Genomic DNA, 17,472 nt, shown 5'->3' with positions numbered 1-17,472 from the left:
TCTGATGCACCTTGCTGGACATTTTGGAATTCCGAAGATGGAAGGCGGAGCGGAAATCCGCTGACGCTGACCGGATTCTGCATGAACGTTAAGCGATTTCAACATCGTGGTACCAGGATCGGGAGAATTCCCCCGGCGCGACGCAGCTACTTCCTCTTATGTACGTCGAAGAAGTCGAACATGCCTTTCAGGTTTGGCGCGACAGCGCCGCCGTGCGTTCCTCCGGGCACTTCCACGTATTGATGCTCCACCCCGAGCCGTTTCAGTTCGGCGACCATGGTGCGGGAACGCTCGATAGGAGCGGTCGTGTCGGCATCGCCATGCACGACGAACTGCGGAATGTTCTTCACCTGGGGCGCCGATTCCGGCGTGACTCCGCCGGCAAACATCGCCATGCCTGCCCAGATCTGCGAGTACTTCGGACCGAGATACCATGAGCCCGAACCACCCATCGAATGGCCGCCGATGTAAATGCGGCTGTCATCGATCTTGTAATCTTTTTTCATCAGGTCGAGGACGTGCATCACGTCCTTCTCGCTGAGCTGGAGCTTGGGAAGATCCTCCGCCGGCCGCGAGCCGTTGTTATAGCCATAACCGCCGTCGACGCGATAGCCGAGGGGCGCGGCAATGATGTAACCGCGCTCTTCGGCAAGTTTCTGAATCCCGTTGGCGCCAAGCCCGGTGAAAAAGTAATCCTCGGTCAGTCCGTTCCCGTGCAGCGCGATGATCAGCGGATAGGCGCGATCACCCGTATAAGAGGACGGAACATAGACGTGATAGGGCATCACCTCGCCGGCCTCTTCGAAGAAATAGTGCCGCTTGAAATCGCCGGTCTTTCCGGCGAACGGATCCCTGGCAGACTTGACGGCGGCCATGGCGGATTCCGCAAGCCCCATTTCCTTCTCATAATCGAAAGTGCCGGCCGCGATGTCACCGCGATCCACGCTGGCGATGGTGGCCACGGGATATTGAACGTCGGCGTTCTTCGCATCAAGCCGGCTCAAACGGTCGTGGAGTCCTTTGTGAACTTCCATGGTCAGCGTCGTGGCGCCGAGAGAGCGTCCGTTCTCGAGCAGTTCCGCGCGGACAACCGCCCGGCCTTCGATTCCGGAGAAGTCGACATTGAACCGGAAAGGACTATCGATCAAGTCCCGGCTCAGATTCGTGAACGTACCGGCGTCCTTCAGTTTCTCGCCGTTGCTCCGGGTTTTTGCAGCGTCACGCGCATCGAAAGAGGCTCGCTGAGTTCCAGAGACGGCGTATAAATCTGGGCGAGCCGGAACGGGGCCGGCGCAGCCGGATCGACGAACGTGTGTTCTGTCTTCAGTGCCAGCGATGAGGCAAATTCGACGTCGGCATTCCACGGCCTGTTCTGCGCGAGCGCAATGCCCTGGGTGTATAGCCGCCGCAATTCTCCCGTCCGGCCAAGCCGCGCGGCGCGAGCAATGTCTGCGTCGAGCGCGTCGAACTTTGCCTTGGTGTCACCTGCCGGCTTGGCCTGAGTCTTGAACGTGTTGTACCGCGTCCGCATGATCGCGATCGTGTCCCGCGCCTGCGCGTGAACGAGTTGGACGGATGACAGGAGAACAAGAAGTACCCAGAACTTCGATATTCGAACCATGTACGCCTCCTGGATTGCTCGCGCAATGGTACTCGAATCGAATTGCGGTGACGTCGAGAGATTTCCCGCCCAGGTTCCGAAGGCTGGGGGAAGGCATTCCCCCAAAAGGGGAACGCATTGACCTTGCCCTTCATTGCGTTTATCCGCGGGAAGACTAAAATGACGGCTGATGATCGGCAGCCTCACGATAAAATCTCGGCCTCTCAGGCTCGGACTTTTAATAGATCTCCAAGACAAGACATCCCCAGCGCAGTTCAAGGGGAAATAGCCACGTAAGTGCTTTCGATTCAGTAAACGTTAGGCGTAGGTCTTCACTACAAAACCATGGGGCAAGGTCATCGAGTCGATGCAAGTAAAGGCGAGGCAGCCGCGGGGTTGGCGGTGATGCGCGGGGGCGGTTGAGCCGGCAAATCCATTCGGAGTTTGTGGAGCAGGATCTTCGTGTCGGTATCGGGTTGAGTGTATCGAGGCAGAACCAGCCAACAATGACTTTTTCATGGAATGGCTGCAGCATCCATTCATCGGAATGGAATTCACTGACCCGTCCTGGACGAGCGACAAGATCGCGAAGCTGATGGGCGACGTTCAAAAGCTCACTGTCTAAAATTAGGGGACAGACTCCGAATTCTGACGGTCATTGAATTTGGAGTCTGTCCCCAGCAGCCCCATAGCAGTTCCGTTTTCATCCCGCTGACCGTGATTTTTCAAGGCTCTGCCGGTTCCGCTGGCGAATAAGGTTTTTAGCCGCTCATAGCCTGAAGGCGACAGAAATTTCACTCGGACAGATATAATTCAGGAGAAGGAAGCAATTCATGAGCGCTATCGAAAAATTCATTACCGACTCGAAAGGAAGAAAGACTGGAGTCGTGTTGTCATTGCGACGTTATCGGAAATTGATGGAAGACCTTCACGATTTAGCTGTCGTGGCAGAGCGACGGTCGGAACCGACAATCTCATTGGCTGAATTGAAACAACGACTGAAAAAGGATGCCCGGCTATAAAGTCGTTTTCAAAAAATCGGTCGAGAAAGACCTTTCAAGCCTTCCCAAGCAATTAATTCCCCGAATCTGGCAACGATGCGAAAGCTTAAAGAATGAACCCTTTCCGCGGCAGGCAATAAAGCTTGAGGGCTCCGAGGGGCTCTATCGCCTGAGAGTCGGCGATTACAGAATCGTGTATGGGGTTGATGCAGACGCAAAAGAAGTGATTGTCCACTATGTGCGTCACCGCCGTGAAGTTTATCGCGGAATCTAAATACGATTCATAGCTGTCAAGCACGCCGGCCTAAGCGATTTTGCTTGCCTCGATGGCGCCGTTTTCCTTGATAGTTACGCACGCTTGAAATTCTCACGATTTCTCGGGGAATACGGAGGACTTTCGGGAGAAATACCATTTGCGTCCACCGCGCGCCTGTGTTCGATGCGCGCCTGGAAGCCATTGAGTAAGCGGGGAATTCTAGGGTAAAACGACTTCGTAGCCTAGAGACCTCGCAGCCTTGGCTTGCTTGACGTCATTGGTGAGGAGGCGGCGCAATCGCAACTCGTTCATAGCGGCCAGATGCAACCGGTCTAAGGTCCTGCAATGAAACTCGCCGGAAAGATGTTGCTGAATCGCTAATTCAAATATGGCTCCCGAAAGAGGACGAAATTCGAAAGGCGCTATTTGCCGAAAAGACGCAAGCTTCGAGCGATAGGCTTCGTAGCGTTTTTTGGTGACTGCGCCGGAGAGCCATTTTGCCCGGAGCTGAACCTCAGTTTCGAGTTCGACAAGCGTCGAAACCACAACCTGCTGTTCGCGTGCGATGGCCTCGCGAACGGACTGGCTTTCCGGCTCTTCCCAAAGTGTTTTTAGCAGGGAACTGCTGTCAATATAACTCACGGTCAGCGTTCATCCCGCTCTTTGACCAATCCCTCATCCACCCACCGGGTCACTTTGCCGTGACTCATCTTCCGCTGCCATTTTGCGTGGGACACCGGGTCGAAGCGTTTCCGAGGTTTGTCCGGCTCCGTATAGCGAACGAGCTTCGCGACCGGCTTAGAATCGCGCGTAATCAGAATCTCATGTTCCTGTTCAAGAGCCTTTTCAGTTTCCGGCCAGCGCTGACGGAGATCGCGAACCGTCACTGTTTTCATGGGCCAAGTTTAACATGTTTCACTCTGGCCCGACGTCGAGTCATAACACACTACCAGGCCTAAGCGAAAAAATACGGCGACTCCAGGACTTGCCGGATGTCGAGCGTCCCCGGCGCAGGCAGTGAGGGGAGACCGACCGGACTGGACTTCAACACTTCCATAAAGAAGTTCGCCATGACCAGTTCGGAGTACATCCCGACGAATTGCTCTCGCAGCACACGGTTGAGCAGGTCGACATCGGCGGCATGGACGCCAAAGCTATCGTGGACCATCGCAAAATGCCGCAGGCCGCAGCTGTCGAGGCGATTCACCGTCAGCATCATGTGCGCGGCATCGAGAGAATGAACCAGGTGCGCGACGACGCCATCCACCTGCTTTCTCCAGTCGATCTTCCGATTCGGATCCTCTTTGTAGATCTTGATTCTCCGGTCCGCCGTGGCGAGGCGGACTTCCCTCGGCTCCCGGATCTCATGAACCACGGGAAAACCGGCCGGTGAGGTCCATGCCATGCCCAGCCCGGCCTTCGCGAGAGTGCGGGCAATGGTACGGAGCCACTTCATGATTTTGCCGGCCTCGACGGCGACGTCGGGAATGCTTTCCTCCAGGATTCTCGCCAGGTACCGGGCACATTTTTTCGGGTCTTCGCAGGATTGGATGACCTTCGTCTCGAGAAGCTGTTTGTAAATCGTTCCCCGAGTCACGCCGTAGGGGAGGGTCATCGTTGCGGGCTTGACCACGTCACGATCAATCTTGCCAAGCAATTGCCGGGCGGCTTCTCTCTCGTCTCCTTGCCGGTATTGGGCATCAATCTGCACCCTGCTGATGACGATCTCGGCGACTTCGAGATAAATATCGTGGGGATAATCGTCCGGCACCGGGTTCACGGCGCTTCCGCCGTATGGATCGCGTCCGAGGGCACTCAAATGCTGGTAGCCGTTACACGAGCCATCCATGCTGATCGGTAAATGCGATCGGAAGAGGGGACCTTCCTCTCTATAGCGTTTCCACTCGTGACAGGCGGCGAAGAACAGCCAGGGTTTATCCGCCTTGTCCCGCAACGGGCAGGCAGCGAGCGGATTGTCGGCGAACGCGAGGATTTCCTGTTCATGTTGATCGAACCACGAAATCCGTTGTTCGAAGGAGACTTTGTTTCCCTTCCAGAAACAGTTCGCAATGTGGATCTTCAGCCAGTACGCGCCGCGCTCTCCCAGCTCTTTGCCCACCCCGAATTCGAGCAGCGACTTTCCCCAGTGGTTCGACTGCGGATGGATCAGTGGAGGCACAGGATAGGCGCGACTACGATGGTCTAGCTGCCAGGGAAAATAGATGTGCTGCTCCGGGAGGAACCGCTCCGCCAGCGGCATACGCAAGGCCATCAGTTGTTTGTGGGCTCGAAGTTCGCCGGAGGTAAATGTTTGCAATCCGAAAGACAGCTGGCCCGATTCGCAGACCCGGCGCATGACTTCGCAGACGGCATTATTAATACGGTAGTCGGTATTCTGCATCCCGTTGGCGGCGACTAAGACCCGGGAGAAGTCCGCCTTGTGAAACAATTTTTGCGCCCGCCCGCGGGGTTCGTGCTTCAGAAGTTTCAACGGAAGCCGGTGATAGCCGCCGTCTGCGGAGTAAGAGGTGAAGGGACGCGGTGGAACGACCATCGGCAGGTAAACCGGAGCGGGAAGCGACGCCAGCGCGGACGGGTGATTGGCGATCCAGTCGGCGGCCGCAGGCGTCAGCGCAATCCGTTCCGTCGTTGTCAGGCGTTTGCCGGAAGAAAGCCATCAGTGCGAGAGATAAACAGCGCCTGGTCGTGATCAAGATGTACACGCAACTCGGGCACTATGCTGAGGCGGCGTGCACCGACGATCTGGCGACTTTCATCACCAGCGGCTTTACGCAGCAGGCTCCGAGAATCCGGACCGCCGCGCAGCCGTTGACTGAAGCGAAGTTCCGCTCGATCGATCGCGGTGCCAACAGCGGCGACGTTGTTGTGCAACCGGAAAAACAGACCGGCGCTGTCGCTTACGATGTGCGGTACGCGCTCGTTGGCGCCGGCGGGGTGTTGGGGCCGTCGACGATTGTTACGGTGACCAAAGCCAAGAAGGTAACCATCAGTGGGCTCACGCTGGCTGGAATCTATCAATTCCAGATCCGCGCGCTGGGCGTGCTGGGTTACACCGATTGGACGGACACTAAGACGTTCGTCGTCGCCTAGCATCACAAACGGCGAAGCGCGAGCACGATAGCGCGAAGCCACAAACAATGGCGGCAATCCCGGCAACGGGGTTGCTGCCATTTGGGTTTTCGGCCAGATCGCCCTGGTCGATCGCACAATTGTGATTAGAGATCTCGCAGGTCTTTGTGAGGGTGCCGTCAAAATAGTTCAGCCGCAGATGGCGCGGATTACGCAGATGAGGCGTATCATAAGTCCCTTTTGCGGCCCCATCTGCGTCATCCGCGTCATCTGCGGCTAAAACTTGCAGATCAGTTTCCGTAGTAGGTCAGGAACGCCTCTGCCAGCGCTGCACTCAGAGCCGCCTTGCGCGTCGGGGCCAGAGATGCGTAACAGGCTTCCTGGCAGAACGCATAGACGAAGCGGTAGCGCACCGTAAACCTGCCGTCGGCCAGTTGCTCTTCACGGATCGGATTGACGAGTCCGTGAACATCGTGCAGTTCATGAAAGCTTTCTTCAACGTCTTGCGGATTCAGATGCATGGACATCGCCAGGACGGCCGAATCGAATTCGCGGCCCTGCACGCTGGCCGTTACCAGCAATTGCCGGTGGGTGTCGTCCAACCGGCTCAGTTTCGCTTCGATGAGGTTGTGAATCACTCCGCTCCGGCTGTCACGATGACGCAACAGTTCGCGAACGAACAGGGGATTGCCTTCCGTCTTCGCGTGAACGAACTCCAGGTACTCGTCCGTGGCTTTTCCTTCTTCCGGGTTCTGAGCCATGTGTTGTTCAATATCTTTGCGGCCCAGGAACGGTAATTGGATCTCGGCGCACACGCCGCGGCTGAGTAAATCGGACCGTGCCCCCAGGAACGGATGGCTCCGGATCTTCATTTCAACCAGCCTGTAGCAGATGATGACCAGAGTGTGGGTTGACTCCAAACGTGTCGCCAGAAAAGTCAGTAAGTCCACCGAGCCGTTGTCCGAAAACTGGAAATCGTCGATCACCACAACCAGCGGATGAGCCGGCGGAAGCTCGCTGCAGAAATCGAGCAGTTCGCGCTTCATCCTCCGGGCGCAGCCGGAACCCGTATGTGAGATCTCGCGATGCCAGGTGGGCGCCGTGTTTTGCATAATCCCGGCGATGGAAGGCGTCTTTGCGATCGCGCTGAGTGCCTCGATCCACGGCATGAACGGTTCGACTTCGATGAGCGATTCCGAACACCGGCTGCGCGCCAGATGAAAGGTCTCGCCGTCTTTAATGAGGTCCTGCAGAAAGACGTCGACGAGAGCGGTTTTACCCAGGCCGACATCTCCGGATACCGCCACGACGCCGCCATGTCCGTCGCGCGCCAGATCATAGGCGCTGCGCAGTTGCTTTTTTTCCTCGTCGCGGCCGACAACGTGGTGAAGCGTTCCGCTATCCACCGTACGAGACGCCGCAGCCGCCTGTTCATAGAGGCTGGATCGGACAGTCGCGATGAATCGGTAACCGGTTTTGGGAACCGTTTCGACGTATTTGTGATCCTTGGGCCGTTCTCCCAGGGCTTTACGGAGCGTCGAGATGTTCCGGTTCAAATTGCCTTCTTCAACGAAGCTGTCCGGCCAAACCTGTTTCATTAACTGTTCTTTTGTCACTATTTCGCCGGCACGCTCCAGCAGCGCCACCAGAATCTTGAAAACGGTTGGGGTGATCGGTGTACTGCGGCCGGCTTTTGTCAGAATGAACTGTCCGGTGTCTACACGAAAATTGTCGAATTCAAAGATTTGTCTTTGCGTCAGCATGCCCGCGCTCTTTGCATCCCGGGTGCCGAAGGCAAAACCGGGCGCGCCAGGATTGCAAAGCTAAGGTTTCAGTGGAACTAAAGGGGCTGTTGCGGTAACTCCTGCTGTACGAGCGGCCTATCCGAAGGGATAGGGGGCGGGACAAATGTGTAGTCGGGAAGGTTTTAGCCGCAGATGACGCGGATGACGCAGATGGGCGCGGTAAGAGGTCCTTGTGACGCGCCCATCTGCGTCATCTGCGTCATCTGCGGCTAGAACCTTCCTCTTTCAGGTCTTGACCCGCAGCATCATCCAGACACCGCCAAAGCCGAAGATCAGGTTGGGAAACCACGCTGCGATGAAAGGGGACAGCCGGTTGATGCCGCCGAGTTTGTCGAACAGCTCGAAGGTCGACCAGTAGAAGATTCCGACGGCGAGGCAGAGGCCGATACCGTAGAAAGCCCCCTTCTTGCCTGTCGTGAACGAAAACGGGACCCCGATGATCGCCATGATGAACGATACTAGCGGAAAGGACAGCTTCCGGTGCAGATCGACCGTCAGGCTGCTGACGTCGAAGCCGCTTTGTTCGAGTTCGGTGACATAGCGTTTCAATTCCGGATAGGTCATCTGTTCCGGGACGGGAACCTCTTTCTTGAAGTAATCCGGATGATCCAGTTCGCGTATGTCGACGCTGCTGAACGGTTCGTAATCGACCGCGCCGCCGGACCCGATCCGCCGGATCCATCCATCGTCGAACTTCCAGCTTGAACCGGACCATGCGCCTTTGGTGGCAAAGAGCCACTCGCTCAACTCAAATGTATTCGGCTTGAATGTGAAGATGGAGACGCCGGCAAACATATCGTGATTGGGGTCGAAATAGTTGTAGTGATAGATCCGATCGTCGGTGCCGGCAATCCAGGTCCGCTGCGGGTCGCGATAGGTTTGCGGCGGGCGGCCCTTAATGAGATTGTGATATTCGTCCTGTCGCTGGTTGGCGTAGGGCAGCATGAAATCCTGAAGGACATACATCGCGGCTGACAGCCCCAGAGCCATCAACAGAAGCGGCAGCGCCATCCGGTAGAGGCTGACCGCGCCCGCCTTCATCGCCAGCGTTTCATTCGCTTTCGTCAGCGTGCCGAGATTAATCAGAATTGCAAGCAGAACCGTGAGCGGCACCACGTAGTAGAGGATCTGCGGCATCAGGTAGATGAAATACGTGATGACGATCGAAGTCTCGACACGGTTCTTGACGATGTCCGGAAGCAGCTCAAACAAGGTCACCAGGATGAAAAGGGAAACGAAAACCGTAAGAACGAGCGCGAAAAAGAACCAGAAGCCGCGAAGGACGTAAATGTCCAGGAGCCGGAAAAATTTCGGATGATGCGAGACGGTCCAGCCTCTCACCCGCTGGCGGCGGGCCCGAAAGTCCTTACGCCAGTCAGAAAACCATCGCATCATGCCGGCGAGACCGCTCAAGAGCACGTTCTCGTATTCGCGGTTCGATCGCGCGATCAGGGCAATCCCAAGGACAGCGAAGGCGATATTGGGTAACCACGCTCCGAGGAAGGGCGAAAATTGCGCGTTGTCGGCAATGCGGCTTCCACCGATAAACGTCAGGTAGTAGACAAGCATCAGCATCAGGCTGAGTACGAGTCCCATCGACTTGCTTCCGCGCGTCGTCGAGACGCCGAGCGGCAATCCGGCCAAGGTGAACACGAGGCAGGCAAAAGGCAGGGCGAAACGCCTGTGAAACTCGACATGTTCGTCATAGCTCGCCGTTCCCGCCCGCATATCACTCCAGAGCTTTTGCGTCGATGTCTCGCGGATCGTTTGCTTATCTTTTGGGGGCGCTTCCGGCATCGGTAGCGAGATGGTGGTGGTCTCAAAGGTGCTGTAGCGGTACCGGTTCGGAACCCGTGGCGAAACAACATGCTGGCTGCCGTTGGTCAGCGTCAGCACGAAGGCGTGATGTTCGTCATCCTTCGTCAAAGTGCCCGACTTGGCAAAGGTGATCTGCGTCTGACCCGGCTGAGTCATATCCGCCAGGAGGATCCCTTGCCAGTTGAATCCTTCGCGCGCAATGTTCTGGACGTAGAGGACGAAGTTCGTAATGCTTTCGTTGAAGACTCTTGGTTTGACGTCAAGCGTGGCCTGTCTCGCGATGATGTCGTATTTGAGGTCCCTCAGGTGGGCGGCCGCCTGCGGGCCCACCCGGACGGTCATGGCAAGGTTTGCCCCAAAGGTGAGAAGTCCCAGCGCCAACACGGGACCGAGCAGCCGGACCATGGAGATACCACTGGCGCGGAAAGCGATCGCTTCGCTGTCGGACGACATTCTGCCGAATCCCGTCAAAATGCCTACCAACACGGCCATCGGAATGGTAAAAGTTAAGACGTTCGGTAGAATTGCTGTTGAAAGGGCCCAGATTTGGGAAGGGGTCGCGGACTGCCGGACGACAAGTTCGAGCAGCCATCCGATTTCGCGGGAAAAGGCGAGAAAAGCAACGAATGTCAAAGCCATCAGAGCGATGACAAACGGAAAGAAAATCTCCTTAAAGATGTAACGGTCGAGGATTTTCATTTACTTTATAGCCGCAGATGACGCGGATGACGCAGATGGGCGCGGGAAGAGAAAATTGTTTGATGCGCCCATCTGCGTCGTTCCCGTCTGCGGCTAGAGATATTGTGCATTAATATGTCGATTCTCGTCTCATTTCTGTGGCACATGCACCAGCCTTTTTACAAGGATCCGGTGCGGCAAAGCTATGTCATGCCGTGGGCCTATCTCCACGGAACAAAGGACTATCTGGGAATGCCGGTCCTGGCCGAAGAATTCCCGGAAGTTCACCAGACCTTTAACCTGGTTCCTTCGCTCGTCCTGCAACTGGAAGAGTATGCAAAAGGAAAAGCCCAGGATGCATCGTTCGACCTGGCTTTCAAGCGGGCCGAGGAGCTGACTCCGGAAGAGCGGAGTATGGTGCTGGAACGTTTCTTTCCGGTCCCCATCCGGACCATGCTCCAGCCGTTTCCCCGATATTTTGAGCTTTATGAAAGGCGAAGCGACGCATCCCGGCACAGCTCATTCACAGACCAGGACATTCGCGATGTTCAAATGTGGTGGAGCCTCGCCTGGATGGATCATGACCGGCGGCCGGCGGATCTGGTGGAAAAGGGAAGAGACTTCAGCGAAAGCGACAAGGCCGGCCTGCGCAAGCTGGTTCAGAAAACGATCCGTGACATTATTCCGGAATACCGTCGGCTGCAGGATAAAGGTTCCATCGAGATTTCAACCACGCCGTTCTACCATCCGATTCTTCCTCTGCTGATCGACAGCAAAGTCGACGGCAACGTTCCTGTCGACATGCATTTTCCATATGATGCGCGAGAGCAGCTCGTCCGCGCGCAGATCTTCATGAAGGAACGATTCGGCAAGGTTCCGCAAGGGCTGTGGCCGTCCGAGGGTTCCGTGTCGAACGATGTGGCTCTGCTGGCGGCATCGCTGGGTTTCAGGTGGATGGCTACCGATGAGGGCATTCTTGCCAAGTCCGGCGTCGATCTCAATTGGGACAATCGCCGCCGGCTGTATCACCCCTATAAGCGTGGCGCCATCACGTTATTTTTCAGGGATCGTCCGCTCTCCGACTCGATAGGTTTTCAGTACATGCATTCCTCCGCCGCCGAAGGCGCGGCCGATCTGGTTCGACGATTGAAAGAAGTTCCCGGCGGCGGTCATGTGCTGATCGCATTGGACGGCGAAAATCCCTGGGACTACTACGTCAACAGTGGCCGTGACTTCCTGCGCCGCCTGTTCGAGAACATCCAGAAGGAGCCTGCTTTAGAGGCCGTAACGTTATCGGAAGCTGTGGACCGGATGCCTGCCGAAAAACTGGATTGGCTGGCGCCCGGCTCCTGGGCCGGAGCGAATTTCGGAATCTGGATCGGGCATCCCGAAGATCATCAGGCCTGGAGCTGGATTATCCGCGCCCGCGAAGCATTGATGGCGCGCAAGGAACGAACACCCCGGGAACAATGGGATCTGGCGTATGAGGAGCTGCTCGTCGCCGAAGGCAGCGATTGGATGTGGTGGTTCGGAAACGACTTCTCCAGCGACAACGACGCCATCTTCGACTCGCTTTTCAGACAGCACATCGGAAACGTCTTCCATTTGATCGGCATGCCGCGCCCCGAAGGCCTGGATGAGCCGATCAAGAAAAACCTGGAAGGCCGGAAGCTGGTGATGGCGCCTCCGCCAGCCTGACTGCGGCAATATCCGTTTCTCAAAGCAGGTCTTCGATAATACCGAACAGGTCGTTTCGCGGCAGGTTCGCCGTCACGGTATGAGCAACGTTGTCTTCCTGCCAGTAAACAGTGATCTGACCGTCCTTTTCGAAGTAGAGAGCAGGTACGCCCCGAATGCTGAGAGTCTCGGCGTTCTGACCGCCAAACCGCATTTCTGCGGGCTTCTTCTTCTTTTGAATGGAAGCTTCGTTCAGGACGATTTGCGTGAAGTCTTGCGGTAGAGCGACCTTTGGAAAACGGAACGAGTACATCACGACCTCGGCGCCGTCGTCTTTCATTTTGAACTTCTGCCGGATGACCGGATAGAAGGTCACTTCGGTGCGAAAGTTCAAAATAATCATGCTCTTCACATACCGGCCGTCGGCGATCTCGAGCGAATCCTGTTTGGCTTCATCCTGACCCAGTCCCAGAAGGTCGATTCCAGCCTCGCTCTTGACCTTATCGGGAGCGAGCGGCCGGAAGTCCTTCGTTTCGACATAGGTGACGATCGGATTGGCATGCTTGAGCGGATCGAATGGCGGGCCCGGCGGCGGCGTCTGCGCGACGGCCGCTGCCGTGAAAACCAGGAGAAACGTTGCGGCGCGAAACATACAGAACATTATAATCGACCTGAAATGCTCAAGATTGCCCTCACGATTGCCGGTTCCGATCCGAGTGGCGGCGCCGGCATCCAGGCCGATCTGAAGACATTCTCGCAGTTGCGCGTTTACGGCATGGCCGTCATCGCCGCACTTACGGCGCAAAATACGCGGGGCGTCTTCGGCGTCGCGGAAATCGAGCCGGATTTTCTGGAGCAGCAATTGGACGCTGTCCTCTCCGATATCCCGCCGGGTTCCGCCAAAACCGGCATGTTACTGTCCACTCGATCGGTAGAGGTTGTGGCGCAGAAGCTTCACGAGTACCGGGTCCGGAACGTGGTTGTCGATCCGGTAATGGTGTCCACCTCGGGCGCCCGCCTGTTGACGTCCGAGGCGATCCAATCTTTCCGGCGGCTGCTTTTACCATTGGCCTGTGTGATAACTCCGAACCTCGATGAGGCAAGAGAACTCACAGGAAAGCCGGTGGACAACATCGAAGACATGGAGGAAGCCGCGCTCCGGATTCATGGAATGGGCGCGGTAAACGTTTTAATAAAAGGTGGGCATGGCCGCAGCGAAGAAGTTACCGATGTACTTTTCGATGGCGAAGAGTTCGTCCACCTTCGATGTCCACGGATCGACGCACGCCATACGCATGGCACCGGCTGCGTTTTATCGGCCGCAATCACCGCGCATCTCGCGTTGGGCCGATCGGTTCGGGAGGCTGTCGGGCTGAGCAAGGATCTGGTAACCGCAGCGATACGGAACGGTCTCGGCATCGGCAGCGGTATCGGGCCCTGCGACCCCCTGTCGCTCGGGTGCTGACATGCTACAATCCTTCTCACTATTCCTGCTTTTTAGGATGTAATGCCAGCACGCGCAAGCTCACCGAAAGCTGAATCAAAGCCCAAACGCAGTGCTCCCGTGCGTCCGGGATTCGACAGCGCGATTCCGCATCTTCTCGTCCTGGTCGCAATAACAGTCATTGCGTATGCGAACGGCATGAACGGCAAGTTCGTGTTCGATGATCAGCAGATCGTCATGCAGCCCAATCTGATGAATGTGCATAAGCTTGCGGACGCGTTTGCCATCGGGACGGGCTGGCGGCAGCTGCTGTTTTTCACTTACGGTCTGAATTATTACTTCAGCGGCGTGGAGACGTTCAGCTACCACCTCGTCAACCTGGTTTTGCACGTCATCAATGTCGTGCTTGTTTACTGGATTATTCTCGCCGCCTTGCGCGGCGAGCTGCGGGCGCGCTTTGCTGCCTTCGCTGGAGCGGCTGTGTTTGCGGTACATCCGTTGTTTTCAGCGGCAGTCACTTACATCGCGGGACGGTCGTCCGAATTGTGCGGGACATTCTACTTCGCATCGATTCTGCTGTTCTTCAAGGCACTGGATTCGGCGCGGCGCGATCTGCGCGTTCTTTGTTTTGCGCTTGCCGGAGTTTCGGGGCTTCTGGCGTGGCAGGCCAAGCAGGAGGCCATCACGCTCCCGCTGTTTCTGGCGGCGGTGGTTTTCCTTCGCACTGAAAAGAAAGATTGGCGATGGATTGCGGCGCTTGGCGCGATTCCATTCGTGACCGTGATCGTGGTCCGGGATCAGATCAGGGCGATCTATGCGACTGTGGGAGGAAACCAGATTCTGGTCAATGCCGGCTTTGACAAGGTGCTGCCGGCGGGGACCTACTTCCGCACGTACGCCACGGCGGTCGTCAGCTATTTTTTTCCGCGTTTTGTCGCGCCTGTTGCCCTGAGTGCCGATCCGAAGATACCGGCTGTCGATCATTGGTACAGCCCGGAATTTCTTTTTTCGGTTGCGATCTTCGGAGTTCTGGCCTGGATGGCGCTGCGTTTTTACCGGAGCGCTCCGCTCCTGTCGCTGGGTCTTACCGCTTTGCTCGTCTCTCCGATCGCAGCATACGCCGTGATTCCGCTTGCGGATGTTGTCCTCGAACACCGGGCGTATATCCCCGGCCTGGGAGTCGCATTCCTGTTTGCATGGGCCTTTCAATGGCTCGCGAGCAACTACAAAAACCTGGGCTGGCCCGCAATGATTGCGATCCTTGTCACCTTTACAGTAATGACAAATTCCCGGAACAACGTCTATGCCAACAACATTGCGCTTTGGGAGGATGCGGTTGCGAAAGCGCCTGACAAGGCCCGGCCGCACTTCAATCTCGGACAAGCCTACCAGGACTCTCAACATCTGCCTGAAGCCGTCCGGGAGTACCAGGCAGCCTTGGCCATAAAGCCGGACATTCAGGCGGCCTATTCGAATATTGCAGCGATCTACCTGGATCACGGGGAGTTGGATAAAGCCGAAGAAGTCCTAAGGAAAGTGACCACACTGGCGCCCGACTTCACGGAGGGTTTTATTAACCTCGCTGTTTTATATATTCGGAAACGCGAGCCGGATAAGGCGATTGCGTCTGTGAACCGCGCGCTAGAAATCAACCCGGATTCATTTGCGGCTCATTACAACAAAGGCGAAGCGCTCAGCCAGAAGGGCGACTTCAAAGCCGCCCTCGAGAGCTATAAACGAGCAGTCTATCTTCGTCCCGATATGACCTCGTTCAAACTGACGCTCGGTGCGGCGTACGACCGGGCGGGGGAACGCGGCAGCGCTCAAAAAGTATTCGAGGAGTTGACCAGCACTCCGCTCGCGCCGGATGCCTATCGCAGTCTGGGTACACTTTATAACGAGGAAGGGCAGTTCGACGAAGCGGTTTTGAGCCTCGAACGGGCCGTTCAGTTGAGGCCATCGTTTCCGGATGCCTACCACGAACTCGGTGTGACCTACCTTCGTAAACAGATGCTGGATGCGGCCATCCGTGAATTCCGCACCACTCTCGAGCAGCAGCCGGACCATATCGCTGCGACTTTGAACCTGGCAATGGTGGAGCAAATGAAGGGCGATATCCCGGCCGCCAGGCAGCCGCTCCAGGAATACCTTCGGCGCTATGGCGCCACGAACTCGCCTTATGTCGCGCAGGTGCGGAAGAGACTCGCTTTACTGCACTGATAAATCTTCCGAATTTGTAATGTGACTTTTCGTGCCGGACTGTGGCCTAATGACGCCGGAATTGGATATGACTCGCCCCATCCCCTCTCATCAAGATGCGCTGAGAAGCATCGAGCGTCTGCAGCGGATTCTGGAAGCCGCGAAGCTTCTTAATTCGACGCTGGATCTCGCTGAGTTGACGACAATCATCCTGCGCCTCATCCGCGAAGAGGTGGGGACTGAACGCGGCACGGTTTTTGTCACGGAGCGCGGTCAGCGCCGTATCCGTTCTTTGGTGGCCCAGGAAGTCGACGGTGGGGACATCGTGGTGCCCCTTGGGGTTGGCATTGCCGGGGCCGTGGCCGCGACCGGCGAGACGATCAATATTCCGGACGCCTATAACGACCCCCGGTTCGACTCGAGTTTCGACGCCCAACTTGGATTCCGTACCAACGACATCTATTGCATGCCCATTGTGAATCGCGTCGGCGAGATTGTGGGCGTACTCGAGTTGATGAACCGAGCGAAGCCCCTGACGGAAGAGGACGAGGAATTTCTTGCCGGCGTTTCGGTACATGTCGGCCTGGCGCTAGAAAATGCCCAGTTGCATCGCGAGATTGTCGAAAAGCGCAAGATGGAGCAGGAACTGGTTCTTGCCCGCGAGATACAGCAGAATTTTTATCCGAATATCCCTGCCAGCTACGGTGGAGTTGAGATTTGCGCCTCCAGCGAAATGTGTGAGGCCGTCGGCGGAGACTATCTCGGTTACTTTCCGATGGAGGACGGGCGGTTTCTTGTACTCCTCGGAGACGTCGCCGGGAAGGGAATCGGGGCCGCGCTCGTCATGTCGTCCTTACACGCGGCGTGTCGTGCCCTTGTCCGCCACGTGCACGCCATCGAAGATGTGACGGCCATCCTGAATGAAACCTTCGTCGAAACAACCGGTGCCGGGGTTTTTGTGACCATGCTGATCATGCTTGTGGACCCTGTCGGCCGCCGGGTCCATTACATCCGGGCCGGCCACAATCCTCCACTGATGGTCTCGGGGGCAGGTGTTACAACGCTGTTCGACGGGGGCGGCGCGCCGCCGGTGGGTTTGTTTTCCAGGCTGAAGTTCAAACGCGAGATTTCGATGGTGGACACTGGAGCCGTGCTGGTCGTCTATACGGATGGCGTCAGTGAAGCCGAAAACGAGCAGGACGAACAATTTGGAGTCGACCGTCTGGTCGAGGTTGTGAGCTCCTCACGGCGCTCTTCAGCCAGCGCCATTCATGAAAATATTCGCGGGGCGCTGAAGGAATTTGTCGGGGATGAACCGACCCACGACGACAGCACCCTGATCGTTCTGAAATTCGGATAAAATTTCGCGAATTTTGGGCTTTACTCGGTAGAGGTCGCCATCTTAAGGTAAGCCTCTCCAATCCCGGTGACGCGTAGGAGTCGCGAAACCCGAATCGAGCAATTTATTGTGGTTTTAAGACGGGCGGTCGTTCTCATATTTCTGCTTGGCCTGGTCCAGGTTTTCGGGGTTAATGCATTTGCGCAGACAGTCCTGAATTTCCCCAGGGTCATTTCCAATTCCACTCTTTTCAGCGGGCTGGCGGTGGGGAATCCCACCGCATCGAATGCTTCCGTAACCTTTACGGCGTTTCTTCCTGATGGAACGTTGTATGCGCCCGCTGGCGGCCAGAATCCGGCCACGCTGCAGATCCCTGCCGGTGGGCAGGCGGCCAAAGTCTTCAGCGATCTTTTCGGGTCGGGAACCTTTAACGGCTGGATACAGGCGACCAGCAGCACCGCGGGCCTGACCGGCTTTTTCCTGAATGGAAATACGGCGCTGACGGACCTGGATGGAGCGGGCGCCATCACCCCGGCCGCCCAATTCACATTACCCTTTGCCTCGG

At 56.6% G+C, this 17,472-nt stretch carries 14 protein-coding genes; 6 read left to right on the top strand and 8 right to left on the bottom strand.

Annotation, left to right across the window (positions count from 1 at the left end):
• Positions 1-146: 146 nt before the first annotated feature.
• From VGK48_16385 to VGK48_16365, 5 genes are all read right to left on the bottom strand, one after another.
• Positions 147-1,148, bottom strand: a complete 1,002-nt coding sequence (locus VGK48_16385; GenBank protein ID HEY2382754.1) for an alpha/beta hydrolase-fold protein — start codon at positions 1,146-1,148, stop codon at positions 147-149.
• Positions 1,149-1,183: 35 nt separating this feature from the next.
• Positions 1,184-1,621 carry a hypothetical protein gene (locus VGK48_16380; GenBank protein ID HEY2382753.1) on the bottom strand — a complete coding sequence of 146 codons (438 nt, stop codon included), beginning with the start codon at positions 1,619-1,621 and terminating at the stop codon, positions 1,184-1,186.
• A 1,455-nt stretch (positions 1,622-3,076) separates the two neighbouring features.
• Positions 3,077-3,499 carry a type II toxin-antitoxin system VapC family toxin gene (locus VGK48_16375; protein ID HEY2382752.1) on the bottom strand — a complete coding sequence of 141 codons (423 nt, stop codon included), beginning with the start codon at positions 3,497-3,499 and terminating at the stop codon, positions 3,077-3,079.
• Positions 3,500-3,501: 2 nt separating this feature from the next.
• Positions 3,502-3,753, bottom strand: coding sequence for a hypothetical protein (locus VGK48_16370; GenBank protein HEY2382751.1), 252 nt, complete (start codon positions 3,751-3,753; stop codon positions 3,502-3,504).
• Between the two features lie 59 nt (positions 3,754-3,812).
• On the bottom strand, positions 3,813-5,411 hold the full coding sequence (locus VGK48_16365) for a DNA-directed RNA polymerase (protein HEY2382750.1): 1,599 nt from the start codon (positions 5,409-5,411) through the stop codon (positions 3,813-3,815).
• Between VGK48_16365 and VGK48_16360 the strand changes: the two genes are divergently transcribed.
• The gene (locus tag VGK48_16360) at positions 5,399-5,968 is read left to right on the top strand and encodes a hypothetical protein (protein ID HEY2382749.1); all 570 of its coding nucleotides are present in this window, start codon (positions 5,399-5,401) and stop codon (positions 5,966-5,968) included. The genes VGK48_16365 and VGK48_16360 overlap by 13 nt on opposite strands.
• Before the next feature lie 269 nt (positions 5,969-6,237).
• Here the strand turns inward: VGK48_16360 and VGK48_16355 are convergent, their stop codons facing one another.
• Both VGK48_16355 and lptF read right to left on the bottom strand, forming a co-directional pair.
• Positions 6,238-7,710, bottom strand: coding sequence for an AAA family ATPase (locus VGK48_16355; GenBank protein HEY2382748.1), 1,473 nt, complete (start codon positions 7,708-7,710; stop codon positions 6,238-6,240).
• 267 nt (positions 7,711-7,977) lie between these two features.
• Entirely contained in the window at positions 7,978-10,269 is a 2,292-nt protein-coding gene (gene lptF, locus VGK48_16350; protein HEY2382747.1) for an LPS export ABC transporter permease LptF, read from the bottom strand.
• Positions 10,270-10,383: 114 nt separating this feature from the next.
• Between lptF and VGK48_16345 the strand changes: the two genes are divergently transcribed.
• On the top strand, positions 10,384-11,946 hold the full coding sequence (locus VGK48_16345) for a glycoside hydrolase family 57 protein (GenBank protein ID HEY2382746.1): 1,563 nt from the start codon (positions 10,384-10,386) through the stop codon (positions 11,944-11,946).
• Between the two features lie 19 nt (positions 11,947-11,965).
• On the opposite strand, the gene VGK48_16340 is transcribed toward VGK48_16345, so the two are convergent.
• Positions 11,966-12,577, bottom strand: a complete 612-nt coding sequence (locus VGK48_16340) for a DUF4367 domain-containing protein (protein ID HEY2382745.1) — start codon at positions 12,575-12,577, stop codon at positions 11,966-11,968.
• Positions 12,578-12,601: 24 nt separating this feature from the next.
• On the opposite strand from VGK48_16340, the gene thiD reads away from it, so the two are divergent.
• From thiD to VGK48_16320, 4 genes are all read left to right on the top strand, one after another.
• Positions 12,602-13,390, top strand: coding sequence for a bifunctional hydroxymethylpyrimidine kinase/phosphomethylpyrimidine kinase (gene thiD, locus VGK48_16335; GenBank protein ID HEY2382744.1), 789 nt, complete (start codon positions 12,602-12,604; stop codon positions 13,388-13,390).
• A 42-nt stretch (positions 13,391-13,432) separates the two neighbouring features.
• A complete protein-coding gene (locus VGK48_16330) occupies positions 13,433-15,589 on the top strand; it encodes a tetratricopeptide repeat protein (protein ID HEY2382743.1) in 2,157 nt (718 codons plus the stop codon).
• Positions 15,590-15,656: 67 nt separating this feature from the next.
• Positions 15,657-16,928 (top strand): GAF domain-containing SpoIIE family protein phosphatase, encoded by a 1,272-nt coding sequence (locus VGK48_16325; protein HEY2382742.1) that lies wholly within the window; start codon positions 15,657-15,659, stop codon positions 16,926-16,928.
• Positions 16,929-17,036: 108 nt separating this feature from the next.
• Positions 17,037-17,472 (top strand): hypothetical protein (locus VGK48_16320; GenBank protein HEY2382741.1); only part of this gene is annotated, 436 nt, incomplete at its 3' end.

Source organism: Terriglobia bacterium (assembly GCA_036496425.1).
Lineage (GTDB): Bacteria > Acidobacteriota > Terriglobia > 20CM-2-55-15 > 20CM-2-55-15 > 20CM-2-55-15.
Note: the sequence above shows the minus strand (reverse complement) of the source record. Positions and strands in the feature narration are given on the sequence as shown.

What these genes read in the sequence shown, in the direction of transcription:
- VGK48_16355 (HEY2382748.1), bottom strand. Translation starts at nt 7,710, where the DNA reads ATGCTGACGCAAAGACAAATCTTTGAATTCGACAATTTTCGTGTAGAC.
- VGK48_16380 (HEY2382753.1), bottom strand. Translation starts at nt 1,621, where the DNA reads ATGGTTCGAATATCGAAGTTCTGGGTACTTCTTGTTCTCCTGTCATCC.
- VGK48_16370 (HEY2382751.1), bottom strand. Translation starts at nt 3,753, where the DNA reads ATGAAAACAGTGACGGTTCGCGATCTCCGTCAGCGCTGGCCGGAAACT.
- VGK48_16330 (HEY2382743.1), top strand. Translation starts at nt 13,433, where the DNA reads ATGCCAGCACGCGCAAGCTCACCGAAAGCTGAATCAAAGCCCAAACGC.
- thiD (HEY2382744.1), top strand. Translation starts at nt 12,602, where the DNA reads ATGCTCAAGATTGCCCTCACGATTGCCGGTTCCGATCCGAGTGGCGGC.
- VGK48_16325 (HEY2382742.1), top strand. Translation starts at nt 15,657, where the DNA reads ATGACTCGCCCCATCCCCTCTCATCAAGATGCGCTGAGAAGCATCGAG.
- VGK48_16345 (HEY2382746.1), top strand. Translation starts at nt 10,384, where the DNA reads ATGTCGATTCTCGTCTCATTTCTGTGGCACATGCACCAGCCTTTTTAC.
- VGK48_16340 (HEY2382745.1), bottom strand. Translation starts at nt 12,577, where the DNA reads ATGTTTCGCGCCGCAACGTTTCTCCTGGTTTTCACGGCAGCGGCCGTC.
- VGK48_16365 (HEY2382750.1), bottom strand. Translation starts at nt 5,411, where the DNA reads ATGGTCGTTCCACCGCGTCCCTTCACCTCTTACTCCGCAGACGGCGGC.
- lptF (HEY2382747.1), bottom strand. Translation starts at nt 10,269, where the DNA reads ATGAAAATCCTCGACCGTTACATCTTTAAGGAGATTTTCTTTCCGTTT.